The sequence below is a fragment of the Candidatus Limnocylindria bacterium genome (assembly GCA_036523395.1).
In the GTDB taxonomy this organism is placed as follows: Bacteria; Chloroflexota; Limnocylindria; order P2-11E; family P2-11E; genus CF-39.
The window spans coordinates 29,769-46,000 of sequence record DATDEH010000057.1 but is presented as its reverse complement, the minus strand read 5'-3'; the positions used below and the strand labels follow the sequence as shown (position 1 = coordinate 46,000).

The 16,232-nt window shown below is 68.6% G+C and carries 18 protein-coding genes and 1 pseudogene; 18 read left to right on the top strand and 1 reads right to left on the bottom strand.

Annotation, left to right across the window (positions count from 1 at the left end; genetic code table 11):
- Window positions 1-4: 4 nt before the first annotated feature.
- The 11 genes and pseudogenes from thrB to rocF all read left to right on the top strand — a co-directional run bounded on the left by thrB (window position 5) and on the right by rocF (window position 8,919).
- A complete protein-coding gene (gene thrB / locus VI056_07985; protein HEY6202968.1) occupies window positions 5-904 on the top strand; it encodes a homoserine kinase in 900 nt (299 codons plus the stop codon).
- Window positions 901-1,671, top strand: coding sequence for a biotin--[acetyl-CoA-carboxylase] ligase (locus tag VI056_07980; GenBank protein HEY6202967.1), 771 nt, complete (start codon window positions 901-903; stop codon window positions 1,669-1,671). The genes thrB and VI056_07980 overlap by 4 nt, the downstream gene beginning before the upstream one ends.
- The gene (locus tag VI056_07975; GenBank protein ID HEY6202966.1) at window positions 1,668-2,531 is read left to right on the top strand and encodes a DegV family protein; all 864 of its coding nucleotides are present in this window, start codon (window positions 1,668-1,670) and stop codon (window positions 2,529-2,531) included. The genes VI056_07980 and VI056_07975 overlap by 4 nt, the downstream gene beginning before the upstream one ends.
- 8 nt (window positions 2,532-2,539) lie before the next feature.
- Window positions 2,540-3,379 carry an acetyl-CoA carboxylase, carboxyltransferase subunit beta gene (gene accD, locus VI056_07970; GenBank protein HEY6202965.1) on the top strand — a complete coding sequence of 280 codons (840 nt, stop codon included), beginning with the start codon at window positions 2,540-2,542 and terminating at the stop codon, window positions 3,377-3,379.
- 2 nt (window positions 3,380-3,381) lie between these two features.
- A pseudogene (locus VI056_07965) lies at window positions 3,382-4,284 on the top strand (acetyl-CoA carboxylase carboxyltransferase subunit alpha).
- 68 nt (window positions 4,285-4,352) lie between these two features.
- On the top strand, window positions 4,353-4,775 hold the full coding sequence (locus VI056_07960) for a biotin/lipoyl-containing protein (protein HEY6202964.1): 423 nt from the start codon (window positions 4,353-4,355) through the stop codon (window positions 4,773-4,775).
- A complete protein-coding gene (locus VI056_07955; protein HEY6202963.1) occupies window positions 4,775-5,059 on the top strand; it encodes a hypothetical protein in 285 nt (94 codons plus the stop codon). Before VI056_07960 ends, VI056_07955 begins: the two co-directional genes overlap by 1 nt.
- A gap of 53 nt (window positions 5,060-5,112) precedes the next feature.
- Window positions 5,113-6,039, top strand: a complete 927-nt coding sequence (gene fabD, locus VI056_07950) for an ACP S-malonyltransferase (GenBank protein ID HEY6202962.1) — start codon at window positions 5,113-5,115, stop codon at window positions 6,037-6,039.
- The gene (gene accC, locus VI056_07945; protein ID HEY6202961.1) at window positions 6,026-7,384 is read left to right on the top strand and encodes an acetyl-CoA carboxylase biotin carboxylase subunit; all 1,359 of its coding nucleotides are present in this window, start codon (window positions 6,026-6,028) and stop codon (window positions 7,382-7,384) included. Before fabD ends, accC begins: the two co-directional genes overlap by 14 nt.
- 21 nt (window positions 7,385-7,405) lie before the next feature.
- Window positions 7,406-7,870 (top strand): 3-hydroxyacyl-ACP dehydratase FabZ, encoded by a 465-nt coding sequence (fabZ, locus tag VI056_07940; protein ID HEY6202960.1) that lies wholly within the window; start codon window positions 7,406-7,408, stop codon window positions 7,868-7,870.
- A complete protein-coding gene (gene rocF, locus VI056_07935) occupies window positions 7,867-8,919 on the top strand; it encodes an arginase (GenBank protein ID HEY6202959.1) in 1,053 nt (350 codons plus the stop codon). The genes fabZ and rocF overlap by 4 nt, the downstream gene beginning before the upstream one ends.
- Here rocF and VI056_07930 read toward each other — a convergent pair.
- Window positions 8,916-9,596 (bottom strand): ankyrin repeat domain-containing protein, encoded by a 681-nt coding sequence (locus VI056_07930; protein HEY6202958.1) that lies wholly within the window; start codon window positions 9,594-9,596, stop codon window positions 8,916-8,918. The genes rocF and VI056_07930 overlap by 4 nt on opposite strands.
- 55 nt (window positions 9,597-9,651) lie before the next feature.
- Between VI056_07930 and VI056_07925 the strand changes: the two genes are divergently transcribed.
- Genes VI056_07925 through VI056_07895 form a run of 7 tightly spaced genes read left to right on the top strand, consistent with a single transcriptional unit; the run spans window position 9,652 to window position 16,230 of the window.
- Window positions 9,652-10,101: a MarR family transcriptional regulator gene (locus tag VI056_07925; protein HEY6202957.1), complete on the top strand. Its 450-nt coding sequence runs from the start codon at window positions 9,652-9,654 to the stop codon at window positions 10,099-10,101.
- A gap of 34 nt (window positions 10,102-10,135) precedes the next feature.
- Window positions 10,136-12,325: a cysteine--tRNA ligase gene (gene cysS / locus VI056_07920; GenBank protein HEY6202956.1), complete on the top strand. Its 2,190-nt coding sequence runs from the start codon at window positions 10,136-10,138 to the stop codon at window positions 12,323-12,325.
- Window positions 12,322-13,068 carry a Type 1 glutamine amidotransferase-like domain-containing protein gene (locus VI056_07915; protein ID HEY6202955.1) on the top strand — a complete coding sequence of 249 codons (747 nt, stop codon included), beginning with the start codon at window positions 12,322-12,324 and terminating at the stop codon, window positions 13,066-13,068. The genes cysS and VI056_07915 overlap by 4 nt, the downstream gene beginning before the upstream one ends.
- Window positions 13,069-13,077: 9 nt before the next feature.
- A complete protein-coding gene (gene fabF / locus VI056_07910; GenBank protein ID HEY6202954.1) occupies window positions 13,078-14,325 on the top strand; it encodes a beta-ketoacyl-ACP synthase II in 1,248 nt (415 codons plus the stop codon).
- A gap of 2 nt (window positions 14,326-14,327) precedes the next feature.
- Window positions 14,328-14,792, top strand: coding sequence for a biotin/lipoyl-containing protein (locus tag VI056_07905; GenBank protein ID HEY6202953.1), 465 nt, complete (start codon window positions 14,328-14,330; stop codon window positions 14,790-14,792).
- Window positions 14,792-14,962, top strand: coding sequence for a hypothetical protein (locus VI056_07900; GenBank protein ID HEY6202952.1), 171 nt, complete (start codon window positions 14,792-14,794; stop codon window positions 14,960-14,962). The genes VI056_07905 and VI056_07900 overlap by 1 nt, the downstream gene beginning before the upstream one ends.
- A 23-nt stretch (window positions 14,963-14,985) precedes the next feature.
- Complete coding sequence (locus VI056_07895; protein ID HEY6202951.1) at window positions 14,986-16,230, top strand: hypothetical protein; 1,245 nt, start codon at window positions 14,986-14,988, stop codon at window positions 16,228-16,230.
- The last annotated feature ends 2 nt before the right edge of the window (window positions 16,231-16,232 follow it).

The window sequence follows — 16,232 nt, the reverse complement described above, 5'->3', positions numbered from 1 at the left end:
GACGATGAGCGAGCTGCGTATTCGCGTGCCCGCCTCGAGCGCGAACCTCGGCCCGGGGTTCGACTCGTTCGCGCTCGCGCTGCCGTTGCTGGCTGAGTTTGAGCTCCGTCCGGCGAAGTCGTGGTCCGTGACCGTCGACGGCGACGGACAGGGCATCCCGGCGGACGACGACAACCTCTTCGTCGTTGCCGCGCGCGCAACCGCGAAGGCCGCTGGACGCGAGCTCGTCGCGCAACATGTGACGCAGCGCTCGGCGATCCCGATCGCGCGTGGCCTCGGCTCGAGCGCCGCGGCGATCGTGGGTGGCGCCGTTGCGGCGAACGCGCTGCTCGGCGACCCGTTCGACCGCCGCACGCTCCTGCGGATCGCGAGCGAGGTCGAGGGACACGCCGATAACGTCGCGGCCGCGCTCTACGGTGCATTCACGGTCGCTCTGCCCGACGACGGCGGTCCGGTCGCGACACGTCTGGTGTTCCCACGCACGTGGCGCATCTGTCTGCTCATACCCGGACAGCCGCTCTCCACGGAGGAAGCGCGTGCCATCCTTCCGTCACAGGTCTCGCGCGACGATGCGGTGTTCAACGTCGCGCATGCCGCGACACTCATCGCCGCGGTGATGCGTTCGGACGGAGCGCTCCTCGCGCTCGCGATGGCGGACCGTCTGCATCAGCCCGCTCGCACCAAGCTCGTGCCCGCGCTCGGCGAGGTCATCGCAGCGGCGCGAGAGGCGGGCGCGTTCGGCGCGGCGCTGTCCGGCGCGGGACCGAGCGTGCTTGCCGTCGCGCCGGCTCGGTTGGCCGCGCGCGTTGTCTCCGCGATGGAGGAGGCGGCGCAGGCCGCGGGTGTCCCGGGACGCGGACGCGTGGTGCGCGTGCGCGCCGCGGGCGCGCAGGTCTTGAAATAGCACGGCTCGCGTTACTCGCGGACGCAGCGGTCCGTTCTGCGTTCGCGCGTGAGATAGGTCGCGCCATCGAATACCACGACCTCCTGCCCTCGACGCAAACACGCGCGCGTGAGCTCGCGGCGCAGGGCGCGTCACGGGCCGTCGTCGTCGCGAACGAGCAGAGCGCGGGGCAGGGAACGCGTGGCCGCGTGTGGGTCGCGCCAAAAGGGATGAGCCTTCTCGCGTCGTGGCTCGTGCGGCCCGCGCCGGCCGCGCCGGCGCTGTTCGCGGCGCTCGCGGGGGTCGCGATCGCGCGTTCACTCGAAGGTCTGATGGGCGCGGATGCCCGCCTAGAATGGCCCAACGACGTACACGTCCAGGGGAGGAAAGTCGCGGGCGCTCTCGCTCATGCGACATCCGATGGCGACGGAGGCGTGCTCGTGCTCGGTATCGGGATCAACGTGCATCAACGACCGGAAGATCTCCCTGCGGAGCTGCGCGAGCGAGCGATCTCGCTCGCGATCGCCGGCCGCCCGCTCGATCGGCTCGCCCTACTCGCGCGCCTGACGCGAGAGCTGGACCGCGTCGAAGACCCCGCCGAGCGCGGCACGGCGCTCGACGAATGGCGCCGACGCTCGACGTTCCTCGGTAAGACGGTCGAGGTGCGCGCCGGTGAGCGCGCTCCTCTCCGCGGCATCGCGACCGCGATCGACGACGACGGCGCGCTGCTGGTGCGGACATCGTCGGGCACCGAGCGCATCGTCGCGGGTGAGGTCGCCCTCGCTTGAGCGAACGCTTCGCGATCGTCGTCGACGGCACCGCATGCCTGACGCCCGAGCTGCAGCGCGAATTCGACATCCGCTGGCTGCCGCTGCACGTCGACATCGGGTCGGAGACGTTCACCGCGAACGTCGACCTCTCCGCCGACGAGTTCTACCGCCGCATCGCCGCGCCGGGCGTGCTCACGGGAACATCGCAGCCGAACATGGGCGAGTGCCGCGACGTCTACGACGCGATCGTCGCCGAGGGGACCAAGCAGCTGCTCGTGCTGACGATCGCGACGGAGCTATCCGGTACCTACTCGGTGGCCAGCACGACAGCGCAGGCGATGCCCGGTGTCACGATCGAGGTCATCGATACGCGCTCGCTCGCCGGCGGCATCTCGCTCATCGCGACCGCGTGCGCGCGGCTTCGCGCGGCGGGCGGATCGTTCGAGCAGGCCATCGTGGTCGCGAAGAAGCTCTCTGGGAAGATCCCGATCTACGCCGTCGCCGACACGCTCGAGTACCTCAAGCGATCGGGCCGCGTGAGCGGCGCGCAGGCCCTCTTCGGATCGATGCTGAAGATGAAGCCGATCCTCGAGGTCGCGAATGGGGTCGTGCATCCCGCGGATCGCGTGCGCACGCGGGAGAAGGCCCTCGAGCGCATGAAGGAGCTCGTGGCGTCGCGCGTGCCCGAGGGCGCGCGCATTCACGCCTGCACCCTGCACACGAACGCGCCCGACCGCGCGCGCAACGTCGCGGACTGGGTGCAGGAGCGTTATCACTGCGTGGAGCACTGGATCGCCGAGGCCGGCCCGGTCATCGGCGCCCGCGCCGGTCCGGGTGTCGTTGGACTCTGCTGGTACCGTGAGGAAGACGCTCGATGAGGTTACGCATGCCGTTCGGCCGGAAGCCGAACGAGTTCCCCTCTCACCTGTGGACGCAGTGTCCCAACTGCAACGAGATGCTCTTCAACAAGCAGCTCGCGCGCAACCTCAACGTGTGCACGAAGTGCGAGCACCATTTCCGGCTCGGCGCGCGCGAACGGATCGAGCTTCTCGTCGACAAAGGCTCCTTCCATGAGCACGACGCGACGCTGACCTCGGGCGATCCGCTTGGATTCACGGACAGCAAGCCATATCCGGAGCGGATCGCCGCGGCGCAGGCGAAGAGCGGTGAGAAAGACGCGATCATCACCGGAGAGGCGACGATCGGCGAGAACCCGGTGATCCTCGCGGTCATGGACTTCGAATTCATGGGCGGCTCGATGGGCGCCGTCGTCGGCGAGAAGATCACACGCGCCGCCGAGCGCGCGCTTGCTGAACACCGTGCCCTCGTCATCGTGTCCGCTTCCGGCGGCGCGCGCATGCAGGAGGGCACGATCGCGCTGATGCAGATGGCGAAGATCCTCGGCGCGCTCGCGCGGCTCGACCAGGCGCGCCTTCCCTATGTCAGCGTGATCACCGATCCCACGACCGGCGGCGTCCTTGCGTCGTTCGCGTCGCTCGGGGACATCATCGTCGCCGAGCCCGGCGCGCTCATCCGCTTCTCCGGCGAGCGCGTGACGAGCGGCACTGTGGGCGAGAAGCTGCCGACCGGATTCGGCAAGGCCGAGTTCCTGCTCGAGCGCGGCTTCATCGATCAGATCGTTCCACGGCCGCACCTGCGCGAACGGCTCGCGTTCTTCCTCACCGCGTTCCGCGCCGCGTCGCAAGACCTGCGCTGGAGCCTCTGATCGTGTCCATGCTCGAGCGGCTCACCGGCTCCAAGCGCAGCGTGGAGGGCAACGGTCATCTCCCGGTGGACGCGAATCTCATCACCGAGCCAGAGCAGCTGTCCTCCCGTGCGAGCCCGTGGGAAGCGGTGCAGGCCGCCCGCAATATCCAGCGGCCCCACACGCTCGAGGTCATCAGCCGGGTCTTCGACCGCTTTCACGAGCTTCACGGCGACCGCGGTTTCCGCGACGATCCCGCGATCGTCGGCGGGATGGCGGACCTCGATGGACGTCCGGTCATCGTCGTCGGCGAGCAGAAGGGTGCGTCGACCGAGGAGAACATCGCGCGCAACTTCGGGATGCCGCACCCGGAGGGCTACCGCAAGGCGATGCGGCTCTATCGACTTGCGGAGAAGTTCCATCTTCCGCTCATCACCTTCGTCGACACGCCCGGCGCATACCCTGGTCCCGAGGGTGAGGAGCGCGGGCAGGCCGAGGCGATCGCGCAGTCGATCCTGCTCATGGCGCGGCTGCAGACGCCGATCGTCGTCGTCATCCTCGGCGAGGGCGGATCCGGCGGCGCGCTCGCGCTCGGCGTCGGCGACGTCGTGCTCGCGCTCCAGAACGCGATCTACTCGGTCATCTCACCCGAGGGTTGCGCCGCGATCCTCTGGCGCAGCCCCGCGGAGGCCGAGCGTGCTGCCAAAGCGATGCGACTGTCGGGGCCGGACCTCCTCGAGCTCGGCGTCGTCGACGCGCTCATTCCCGAGCCCGCGGGCGGCGCGCACACCGACCACGAAGCTACGGCGAAGGCGATCCGCATGGCGCTCGCGGCGCAGCTCGCCAAGCTTGAGCGCGTGCCGGCCGCCGATCTCATGTCGGCCCGCTACGAGCGCTTCCGCGCCTTCGGTGCCACCGACGAACCGGGGACCACGGCCGCGCCGCCGCCACCACCTGACTCGTGGTACCGGCGCCTCGTGAAGCGGATGACATCTTGAGCGACACCGACCACGTCCTCGGATTGCTGGACGATCTCATGCGGCTGGCCGATGGTTCGCCCGCGGTGACCATCGAGGTCGAGGCCGACAACTTCTCCGTCTCGGTCACGCGGCGTGGTGCCACGCGACCCGACGCGATCCTCGCGACGACGGAGCGGCCCACGGCCACGAGCGACGCGCAGCCCGTTCGCTTACCGACGCAGCGCGTGCACGCGACGACGGTCGGGATCTTCAGCCCCGCAAAGGAGTGGCAGGCCGGCGACGCCGTGTCGCGCGGCGACGTCCTCGGCGGGATAAGGTCGCTGGGTCATGTCGCGAACGTTGTCGCTCCGGCGGACGGTGAGGTCCGCGAGGTCCTGGTCGCGGGAGGCGCGCCGGTCGAATACGGTCAACCGCTCCTCGTGATCACGCTCCGCTGATGGCGGCCCGCCGGATCGAGATCACCTACAGCGATGCCGGGAGCGGCTGGGTCGCACATGCAACGGTGACGGCCCCGACCAAGACGTCGCACGTGATACGTGTTTCCGCTTCGGACCTCGAGCGCTACGGCGGCGGTGATGTGCACGACCTGCTCCGTCGCTCGATCGAGTTCTTGCTCGACCGCGAGCCGAACACATCGATCCTCCGTGAATTCGACCTTAGCTCGATCGAGCGCTACTTCCCGGAATACGCGGCTGCGATGAAGGCCGCGCCGAAGAAGTAGCGACCACCGCGGCGCCGTACTGAACAGCCTCGTTCTCATACCATTCCGCGTCCATGGGGAGCGGCGTCGCATGGCTCTTTCCCGGTCAGGGTTCGCAGACGGTCGGCATGGGCCGCGAGCTCGCGGAGAAGTACCCGAGCGCGGCGCGCGCATTCGAGGAGGCGAACGACGCGCTCGGATCCGATCTGCGCCGGCTCGCCTGGGACGGACCGCAGAGCGAGCTCGACCGCACCGCGAACACGCAGCCCGCACTTCTCACCGCATCGATCGCCGCGCTGCGCGCCGCTGAGGAAGAAGTCGGCGGCCTCGACGAGCCGGTCGTTGCGATGGGCCACTCGCTCGGTGAATTCAGCGCCCTCGTCGCTGCGGGCGCGCTCGCGCTCGCCGACGCCGTGGTCCTCGTGCGGCGCCGCGGTGAGCTGATGCAGGAAGCGGATCCATCCGGCGGGATGCTGGCGGTGATCGGTCTCGACTCGGACGCCGTCGCGACGGCGATCGCTGGGACCGGTCTCGTCGTCGCGAATGACAACGCGCCGGGACAGGTCGTCATCTCCGGTCCGAAGGAAGGCTTCGACCGCGCGACCGCCGCACTGAAGAGCGCGGGTGCGAAACGGGTCATCCCGCTTCGCACCTCGGCCGCCTTCCATTCCCCGGCGATGCGACCGGTCGGACCGCAGCTCGCGAAAGCCATCGCAGTGACGCCGCTGGGGGCGCTGCGTTACCGGATCGTGGCAAACGTCGATGCGCAGGTGCACGAACATGCGGCGGATTTCCCACCATTGCTGGAGAAACAGGTCTGGTCGGCAGTACAGTGGGTTGCCTCTATGCGGCGCGCGCACGGGGAGGGCGCGACCGCATTCGTCGAGTTCGGTCCGTCGAGCGTCCTCACCGGGCTCGCGAAACGGATCCTGCCCGAACTGCGGACGGCGAATGTGTCTGACGTGAAGACGCTTGAGGAGGCGCTCGATGTCCTTCGATAAGATCCTCATCGCCAATCGCGGCGAGATCGCACTTCGCGTCATCCGCGCGTGCCGCGAGCTCGGCATCCAGACCGTCGTCGTGTACAGCGAGGCCGATGCGCACAGCCTCCCCGTGCATCTGGCGGACGAAGCGATCTGCGTCGGCCCGGCATCATCTCGCGAGAGCTACCTCAACATCCCGTCGATCATGTCGGCCGCGCTCATCAGCGGAGCGCAGGCCATCCATCCGGGATACGGGTTCCTTGCCGAGAACGCCGATTTCGCCGAGGTCTGCAAAGAGCACGGGCTTGTGTTCATCGGTCCGCCGCCGGAGATCCTCCGCAAGTTCCACGACAAGGTCGCGACGCGCGTCGCGATGAAGACGCTCGGCCTGCCGGTGATCCCGGGATCCGATGGACCGGTGAAGACGATGGCCGAGGCGCTGCGCATCGCGGAGGCCGTCGGGTACCCGGTGATGCTCAAGGCGCGTTCCGGCGGTGGCGGCCGTGGCATGCGCAAGGTCACCGCGCCGAATGACCTCCAGCGTCTCTGGGATCAGGCGAGCACCGAGGCGAAGGCATCGTTCGGCGACGCGGGCCTCTACGTGGAGCGCTGCCTCGAGGGCGTACGCCACGTCGAAGCACAGATCGCGGTCGACGAGTACGGGAGCGGCATCTGCCTTGGCGAGCGCGAGTGCTCCATCCAGCGCCGGAACCAGAAGATGATCGAGGAGGCCCCGTCCGCGTCGATCAGCGAGGAGCTGCGGCAAGAGATCGCGCGCCGCGCGACCGATGCCGCCGTTCGTTGCGGCTACCGCAACGTCGGTACCTTCGAGTTCCTCGTCGATGCCGCCGGCGAGTTCTATTTCATCGAGGTGAACTCCCGCATCCAGGTAGAGCACACCGTCACCGAGATGACGACCGGCATCGACCTGGTGAAAGAGCAGATCGCGCTCGCGTCAGGGCAGCCGCTCTCGTTCAGCGAGGAACAGATCTGGGTGAGCGGCCACGCCATCGAGTGCCGCATCAACGCCGAAGACAGCGAGCAGAACTTCGCGCCGTCGACGGGCGTCCTCACGACCTGGCTGCAGCCCGGCGGTCCGGGGATCCGCATCGACTCGCACTGCTTCCAGGGTTACGAGGTGCCGCCCTACTACGACTCCTTGCTGGCGAAGGTCATCGCGTGGGGTCGCGACCGCGCCGAGGCGGTCACGCGCATGCAGCGCGCGCTCGACGAGTTCACGATCGTCGGCGTCACGACGAACATCCCGGCGCATAAGAAGATCCTCGCGAGCGAGCTGTTCCGCTCCGGTCAGGTCACGACGCACCTCATCGACACGGTCGGAGTCGACGCGCTCACCGCGTAGCGCCCTCTACACTCGCGACGCGTGACTACGCTCGATCGTGCCGGGATCCAGGCGCTCATCCCGCACCGCGATCCGTTCCTTCTCATCGACCGTGTGACCGAGCTCGAGCCCGGCGTGCGCGCGGTGGCCGAGCACACCTTCACCGGCGAGGAGTGGTACCTGAAGGGCCATTTTCCAGGGAATCCGATCGTTCCGGGCGTCATCCTCGTCGAGTCGCTCGCCCAGGCCGCGACCGTGATGGCCATGGCGCTGCCCGAGTACCGCGACGGGCTTGGACTGTTCGCCGGCATCGATGAGATGCGCTTCAAGCGCATCGTCCGGCCCGGCGAGACCGCGCGGTACGAGGCCGTCATCGACAAGATGCGGCGCGGCTACGCGCGCGTGAACGTGCGCGCCTTCGTCGGTGACGAGATCGCTGCCGAGGGTGTGATCCAGGCGATCTTCCAGCCACGCGCCGCGACCGCTGGGAAGCAGAGCGCGTCTTGAGCGAGGAGCGCCGCTCCGGCGACGAGCGTCGCCCTGGCGAGGAGCGCCGCCTCGGGATAGAGCGTCGCGTCGAGGGTGTCTTGCGCGCGGCCGACCCCGAGAAGATCCGCCGGATGGAGGCACGCCCCGTCGTCGAGATCATCGGCGTGCCGATGGACCTCGGCGGCAATCGCCGCGGCGTCGACATGGGTCCCTCGGGCATCCGCTACGGCGGCCTGGTGGCCAAACTGTCCGAGATAGGTTTCCGCGTGAAGGACCGCGGGAACATCAGGGTCGCAGACCTCGACGAGGGGCTCGCGACACACGCGGGCAGGAGTCTCGACCCCGAGCGCGTGAGGCGCGGCCCGCGCGCGCACAACGTGAAGGAGATCGTGCGAGCCTGCGAGGAGCTCGCGATCGTCGTTGCGGACATCGCGCGCGCTGGCAACATTCCACTCGTCCTTGGCGGCGATCACTCGATGGCGATGGGCACGCTCGCCGGTCTCGCTCGGGCGGGGAAGCGGCCCGGCGTGATCTGGATCGACGCGCACGGTGACATCAACACTCCGGATACGACGCCGTCGGGGAACGTGCACGGGATGCCCTTCGCGGTCGCGCTCGGCCTTGCGGGCGAGCCGTTCCCCGCGGATCTGCGCGGCACCACGAGCGGTGAGCGCGGTGTGCTGCTGGGACTGCGCGACGTCGATCCGGGCGAGCGCGACAACATCAAGAAGGCCGGGGTCATGGCGCTCACGATGTCGGACATCGATCGCCTCGGAATGGGACCGGCGATGGAGAAAGCGATCGCGGTCGCGGGTAAGGGCGATGGGATCCATCTCTCGCTCGACATGGATGCGCTCGATCCCGACGAGGCACCCGGTGTCGGCACGCCGGTGCGCGGCGGGCTCACGTACCGCGAAGCGCAGCTCGCGATGGAGATGCTCGCGGCGTCAGGAAAGCTCCGCTCCGTGGAGATCGCGGAGGTCAATCCCATCCTCGATGAGAGCAACCGCACTGCGGCGCTTGCTGTCGAGCTCGTCGCGAGCGCGCTCGGCAAAACGATCCTCTAGAGGCGCTTCCGGTTCGTGACCGCGTGGTGGAGCAGCGCCGCGACCTCGACGTTGCGTCGATCTCGCGCGATGTCGAGCGGGGTCAGGCCCTTCAGATCCGTGGCGTTCGGATCGGCTCCGTAGGCGAGCAGCATCTCAGCGATCTCGAGGTCCCCGGTGAACGCCGCGGTGTGCAGCGGCGTGCCGCCCTCGCGGCTCTTCGCGTTCGGATCGGCGCCGGCTTCGAGCAGCAGCCGGACGATCTCGCGCTCGCTCCCGGCGGCATCCGTCGCGACGGCCGAATGGAGCGGCGTGAAGCCCTGTTCGCGTGAGGGCAGGCTCGGCTTCGCGCCTCGGTCGAGGAGCGTCTTCACGACGCCGCGCCGCTTGAAGAAGGCGGCGAGACCGAGCGGCGTGTAGCCGTCCCTCGCGACGGCGTTGGCGAGCGAACGGTCCGCATCGACGAGCGCCCCGACGCGCTTCGCGTCGCCGGCGGTCGCGGCCTCGAAGACATCGAGCGCGGGCGCGCGGGAGAGCAGGGCCGCCGCGACCTCGATCTTGCCGTGATAGTGGGCGAGCAGAACGGCCGACGTGCCGCGCTCGTCCCGCGCCGATACCAGCGACGGATCGCCGTCGAGCATCCGATCGACCGCGGCGCGATCGCCCTTCTTCACCGCCTCGAGAAACTCCGCTGCCATCTCGGGCCTCCCCATTTCTCTTGCAGTACTTAGCCTTGCTAACTAATATCACGGTGTGCACAGGAACGCAACCGGTCCGCCGACCCGAGTGCGGGAACGTGAGCTCGCCGACCGCCTGCACTCCGCGGCCATACATCTCCTGCGGCGCGCTCGGCGCAGCGATCCGCTGACGGGCGCGACGCCGGCGCAGCTGTCGGCGCTATCCGTGCTCATGAGCGGACCGAAGACGCTGGGCGACCTCGCCGCGGCCGAACAGGTGCGCGCGCCGACCGTCAGCAGGCTCGCTGCGGAGATGGAACGCATCGGCCTGATCCGGCGCCGTCCCGATCCGAGCGATGCACGCGTCGTGCATGTCGAGATGACAGCAAAGGGACGACGCGTCCTTGGCAAAGGGCGTGAGCTGCGCATCGCCGATATCGAGAGCCGCGTGCGCCGGCTGGATATACCCGAGGTGGTCACGCTCGAGAAGGCGGTCGGCATCATCGAGGGAATCCTGCGCGACTGAGCGGCGTTAGCCTGTAGGCGACAGGGGAGGCCGCGTGCAGATACGCCTTCACAACACGCTGACGCGAAGCGTGGAGCCGGTCGTTCCGGTGCGCGACGGCGAGATCCGCATGTACACCTGCGGGCCGACGGTGTACCGGCCCGTGCATGTCGGCAACCTTCGCTCGTACCTGCTCGCCGATTGGCTTCGCCGGACCTTCGAGCTCTTCGGCCACCGGGTGATCTCGGTGAAGAACATCACCGATGTCGGGCACATGCGGCAGGACGCCGTGGACCGGGGTGAGGACAAGGTCATCGCCGCGGCGCTCGCGGAGGGCAAGACGCCCACGCAGATCGCGGAGTTCTACGAGGGCGCGTTCCGCGAGGACGAACGGAAGCTCGGGATCCTTCCGGCGACCTTCTATCCGCGCGCGACCGCTCACGTCGCCCCGATGATCGCCATCATCGAGCGGCTGCTCGCGAAGGATCTCGCGTACGTCGTCGAGGGGACCGTCTATTACGCGGTGAAGCGATTCCCCGACTACGGTCGCCTCTCCGGCAACGAGAGTGAAGCGCTGCGGCAGGGCGTGCGCACCGAGGTCGATCCGAACAAGCGCAACGCGGCTGACTTCGCGCTGTGGAAGCGCGCTGAGCCCGACCGGCGCGCGCTGGTGTGGAATTCGCCGTGGGGACCTGGCTATCCGGGATGGCACATCGAGTGTTCGGCGATGAGCACCAAGTACCTCGGCGAGCGATTCGACGTGCACACCGGTGGCGTGGACAACATCTTCCCGCACCACGAGGACGAGATCGCCCAGTCGGAAGGAGCGCTCGGGCATCCCGTCGTCGGCATGTGGGTCCACGGCCAGCATCTCCTCTCGGACGGCGTGAAGATGGCGAAGTCCGCACGGAACACCCTCGAGGTCCATGAGATCGAATCGCTCGGACTCGACCCGCTCGCGTTCCGCTACCAGTGCCTCCTCACGCACTACCGCTCGCGCATGCACTTCAGCGTCGGCGCGCTGCGTCAGGCGGCCGAGGGACTCGACCACCTGCGCCAGCGCGTGCGGGCCCTGTCGCAGCAGTCAGGACCGGTGCAGACAGCCCCGCGGCTGCCCGATCGGGTCCGCCAGGCGTTCGGAAACGTCGCGCGCGATCGGTGGAACGAGCTCCTTCGCGAACGGCTCGCTGACGACCTCGACCTGCCCGGCGCGCTCGCTCTCGTTCACGCCTGCGTCGCGGACGTGGACATCGCGCCGGAGGTGCGCCTGCAATTCGTGCGCGACGCCGACGCGGTATTGGGGCTCGACCTCGCGAGCGTCGCTCGCGAACGCGAGGACGCGCCGCCACTCGCGCTCGCGGCGATCGCGGACCACGAGCGTGCACGTGCGACGGGTGACTACGCGGCCGCCGACCAGCTGCGATCCCGGTTCGATGGCCTCCGCGTCGACGACCGTGTGAACGGTGCGCTCGTCGCGCGCGCGGACCGGCGCCTCGCTCCACGGACGCGCCACACCATCGCGTCGCCGAGCGAGCTTCGCGACGGCCGCGCCAAGCGTCCCGTGCGGTCATGGTCCGTCTGCGTGCTGACGCGTGAATTCCCGGAGGATGTCGAGCGCTGCGTCCGCGGCATCCTCAGCAGCGTCCCGTCCGACGGGGAGGTGCTCGTTCTCGACCAGGGATCGAGCGAGCGCGCGAAGATGGCGCTCGATCTTCTCTCCGCGCGTGAACGCCGCGTGCAGATCCTTCACGCGGACCGTGATCTGGGCGAAGGCGCCGGCCGCAATGCGCTGCTGCGCATCGCGCGCGGGCGCTCCGTACTTCAGCTCGATCCATCGGTGGAGATCACAGGCCCGCTCTTTGCGGAGCTCGAAGAGGCGCTCGGCGACGGCGCCGGCATCGTCGGTCCGTGGGGCCTGCGCACCAGCGATATGAAGCATTTCGACGAAGTCACCGCGGGCGAGTGCGACGCGATCCAGGCGTATTGCCAGGCGGCCCGCCGCGACGTGCTCCTCGCGATCGGCGGCTTCGACGAGCGCTATCGCTTCTACCGCAACCTCGACATCGCGGTGTCGTCCGCCGTCCGCGAGCTCGGTCTACGCGCGCTCGCGATCGGAGCTCGTCACGTGACACGGCACGCCCATCGCGCGTGGGAGGCACTCTCCGACGAGGAGCGCGAGAAACGCAGCCGCAAGAACTATGACCGCATGTACAAACGCTTCCGTCGGATCCCGGCCTCGGCATGACGCGAGGACGGCTCGTCCTGTGTGGCTCGGGCGAGTTCACTCCGGCGATGGCCGATGTGGATCGCAGGATCCTCTCCGATCTGGGCTCGCGGCACGTCCGCGTCGCGATCGTCCCGACCGCAGCGGGTACCGAGGACACGCCGAGATCCTGGGTCGAGATGGGCACGGCACACTTCGCTCGGCTCGGTGCCGACGCGACCGGTGTCATGGTCCTCGACCGCGTTGATGCAGAGGATCCGCGGAATTCAGAGGCGATCGCGGACGCGGACTGGATCTACTTCTCGGGCGGCAAGCCGGGCTACGTGGTGGAGACGCTCTCCGGCACGCCGTTCTGGTCGGCGGTCGTCGCGCGGTATCGCGCGGGTGCGGTGCTCGCGGGCTCGAGCGCCGGCGCGATGATGCTCGGGAGTCGCACCTTTCATTTCCCGGACGGGATCGATGAGGCCGGTGTCCCGCGACGCGTGGCGGTGCGGGACGCGCTCGGCCTCCTACCCGGCATCTTCGTCGCGCCCCATTTCGATGCTGTCCCACCGGAGATGTGGCGCCGCTGGGCGGACATCTGGCCTGACGGCCATCGGATGCTGGGGATCGACGAGGACACCGCGATCGTCGAAGGTGCTGATGGGTGGAGCGTTGTCGGCAAGGGTCGAGCGGTCGTCTTCCGCTCGCTCGACGACCGCGACGTACATCCGACCGGTGCGCGCTTCGACGGCATCCGCGTCGCGGATGCCTCACGCACTTAGACTCGAGACATGCGCAACGGTGAACGGCGGCGGGTCGTTGTGACCGGCCTCGGCATGATCACGCCGCTCGGTGGCTCGGTCGCCAAGACGTGGGAAGGCATACGCGCAGGCCGCAGCGGCATCGGTCCGATCACGCGGTTCGACACGACCGGTCTCGAAACCACGATCGGCGGCGAGGTGCGCGATTTCGACCCGCTCGAGTACATGGACCGCAAGGAAGCGCGTCGCGCCGACCGCTTCGCGCAGTTCGCGGTCGCCACCGCGTCCCAGGCGATCGCCGATGCGAAGCTGGAGATCACGAAGGACCTCGCGCCGCGCGTGGGTGTCGCGTTCGGCTCCGGGATCGGCGGCGTGAGCACCGTGGTCGACAACGTCCTGTCGCACGCGAAGGACCCGCGGCGGGTCTCGGCGTTCATGATCCCGATGATGATCATCGACATGGCCGCGGGCGAGATCGCGATGAAGTTCGGCGCGAAGGGTCCGAATATGGGGCTCGTCTCCGCGTGCGCCTCGAGTGCGCATGCGATCGGCGAGGGTGGCGAGATGATCCGGCGTGGGCAGGCCGACGTGATGATCGCCGGCGGCTCCGAGGCGGGCCTGATCAAGATCGCGATCGCCGCATTCAACCAGGCGCACGCGCTGTCGCGCCGCAACAACGACCCGGAGAAAGCGTCGCGGCCGTTCGACAAGGAGCGCGACGGGTTCGTGTTCAGCGAGGGGGGCGGGGCGGTCATCCTCGAGGAGCTCGAGTTCGCGCGGGCGCGCGGGGCCCACATCGTCGCGGAGCTCATCGGCTACGGCCAGAGCGCTGACGCCCATCACGTGACCGCGCCGGCCGAAGGCGGCGAGGGCGCCGTGCGCGCGATGCGGATGGCCATCGAGGGTGCGGGCATCGCGCCGGCCGATGTCGGGTACATCAACGCTCACGGCACATCGACCCCTGCGAATGACGGCTCCGAGACCGCCGCGGTCAAGACGCTCTTCGGCGACCATGCGTACAAGCTCGCGGTGTCGTCGACGAAGTCCATGACGGGTCACACGCTCGGCGCCGCAGGCGCGATCGAAGCGATCTTCTGCGCGCTCGCGATGCGCGACGGCGTGCTGCCACCGACGATCAACCAGGAAGTGCCCGACCCCGACTGTGACCTCGACTATGTGCCGAACGTGATGCGCAAGCAGCAGGTCGAGGTGTCGCTATCCAATTCGATGGGCTTCGGTGGCCACAACGCGGCGCTGCTGCTGCGGCGCTGGGCCTGAACGTGGCTGACCCGAAGAAGCTCCGCGCCGACGCGAACGCGCTCGTGACCGAGCTGCTGCAGCGCCTCGCCGCGGAGGATGTGCAGCAGCTCGAGATCCGCCGCGGCGGTCTGCGCGTGAAGGTGAGCAAGGACGGCATCCCCGCCGCGGCCGCCGCGCCGAGCGCGCCGGCGCCGGGTACCGCGGGCGTGACGGTCACCGGACCGGATGCGCAGAAGAAGGGTGAGCTCCCCACGGTGAATGCACCGCTCACGGGCGTCTTCTACCGCTCGCCGACGCCGCAGGCGCCGCCGTTCGTCCAGATCGGCGCCGTCGTGAACAAGGGCGACGTCGTCGCGCTCATCGAAGCGATGAAGCTCTTCAACGAGATCCGGTCGACCGCCGGCGGGAAGGTGAGGCGCATCTTCGCAGAGAACGGGCAGCTCGTGCGCGCTCATCAGCCCCTTCTCGAGCTCGAGCCGATCTGATGGCGACGGTCTGCGTCGTGTGCAAGACCGCGCTCGAGGCGGACCGGATCCGCCTTCGGTACGAGGGCCGCTACTACGAGTTCGACCGCGACCGCTGCAAGATCATCTTTCAGGAGAACCCCGACCGCTGGCTCGACGCGTTCGGCGAGGTGCTGGATCAGCCGCGCTAGCGCGCGCGTTTAGAGTCGGACCGATGCGTCGCGGTGTTGCGTCATTCGCCTTGCTCCTTTCGGTGACCGTGATGGCGAGCGCATGTTTGCCTCTGGCCCGCGCTCCCGCGACCTCCGCCCCTCCCGACTCACTGACACCGTCGCTGTCACCCGCGGCGTCCTTCTCGCTGATCCCAGCGGGTCCGTCCGCGTCGCCTTCGCCCACGGCATCCGTGACGGACATCCACGTGACCGCGGTAACGGCCATGCCAGCCGATCCGCACTACTTCTCGGTCGGCTCGCAGGACACCACGCGCATCCTGTTATTCGATTCCTCGGCCACGCGGCCGCCGGTCGAAGTGGTGCGCTTCGATCCAGCGCCGCCGGTCGGTGGACCCGAAGTACAGACCGTCGCATTCGGCGCCTCCGGTGACGGTCGCGTGCTGGTGGTCGCGCGTCGATTCGCCCAGCAGCGGACGGTCCACTATCTGGTGCGTCCGCAGACGGGCGAGGTACTCGTCCTCCTGACGGATCTCGCGCCATCGTTCAGCACACCGGTCGTTTCGCCCGATGGCACGCACTACGCGTACGCGCGCCTCGGTGATGCCAACAGCACGGGCGTTTTCATCGCAAATGCCCGCGCCGGTCCCGACCCGAAGCGGATCGTCGCGTCCGATCCGCAGATCGTCGGCTCTCCACCGCAGCCGGTCGCGTGGTCGACCGACGGCGCGTGGCTGGCAGTGAGCACCTCTGACACCGGTGGGAGTCGAATGGGTGTGGTGCAAGTGCAGGCCGGAGAGACGACGTTCGACGTGGGCGGCGGACAGTTCACTCGCGGCAATGCCCGCTTACTTGGCCCGGGTCACGCGATCGATTGGCGTGGTGGCGAACAGAACTTGCTCGTCGCGAGCTCGCGCAGCGCGTTCGGTGGACGCTCCTTCGTCTATACGACGACAAGTGCGGGCGGTCAGCCCCGCGAGCTGTACGTGCCGACCGGCGAGACCATCATCAACGACGCGAAGTGGCGCCCCTCACTGGACCGCTTCTTCGTATACGAGGTCCCACTTTGCTGTGGGGCCAACCGGCCGGCCACGATTTGGATCCGCAATGCCGACGGCACCGGAACGAGGTTGTATGAAGCTGCCATCGGCCCGCCTTGGTGGTCGAAGGACGGAGCGCGTCTGTGGGCGCAGACGGTCGGCGACGACTCGGTGGGTGGCTTTCGCGATCTGCTTTCGACCGACAGCGTGTCCTTCTGTTTGCGCTCGCCGACTCCGCCATGCGCGTGAGC

Coding starts and splice junctions, on each gene's coding strand:
- fabF (HEY6202954.1), top strand. CDS start 13,078: ATGCGCAACGGTGAACGGCGGCGGGTCGTTGTGACCGGCCTCGGCATG.
- VI056_07930 (HEY6202958.1), bottom strand. CDS start 9,596: ATGGCAGCGGAGTTTCTCGAGGCGGTGAAGAAGGGCGATCGCGCCGCG.
- VI056_07895 (HEY6202951.1), top strand. CDS start 14,986: ATGCGTCGCGGTGTTGCGTCATTCGCCTTGCTCCTTTCGGTGACCGTG.
- VI056_07955 (HEY6202963.1), top strand. CDS start 4,775: ATGGCGGCCCGCCGGATCGAGATCACCTACAGCGATGCCGGGAGCGGC.
- thrB (HEY6202968.1), top strand. CDS start 5: ATGAGCGAGCTGCGTATTCGCGTGCCCGCCTCGAGCGCGAACCTCGGC.
- VI056_07900 (HEY6202952.1), top strand. CDS start 14,792: ATGGCGACGGTCTGCGTCGTGTGCAAGACCGCGCTCGAGGCGGACCGG.
- accC (HEY6202961.1), top strand. CDS start 6,026: ATGTCCTTCGATAAGATCCTCATCGCCAATCGCGGCGAGATCGCACTT.
- fabD (HEY6202962.1), top strand. CDS start 5,113: ATGGGGAGCGGCGTCGCATGGCTCTTTCCCGGTCAGGGTTCGCAGACG.
- VI056_07915 (HEY6202955.1), top strand. CDS start 12,322: ATGACGCGAGGACGGCTCGTCCTGTGTGGCTCGGGCGAGTTCACTCCG.
- accD (HEY6202965.1), top strand. CDS start 2,540: ATGCCGTTCGGCCGGAAGCCGAACGAGTTCCCCTCTCACCTGTGGACG.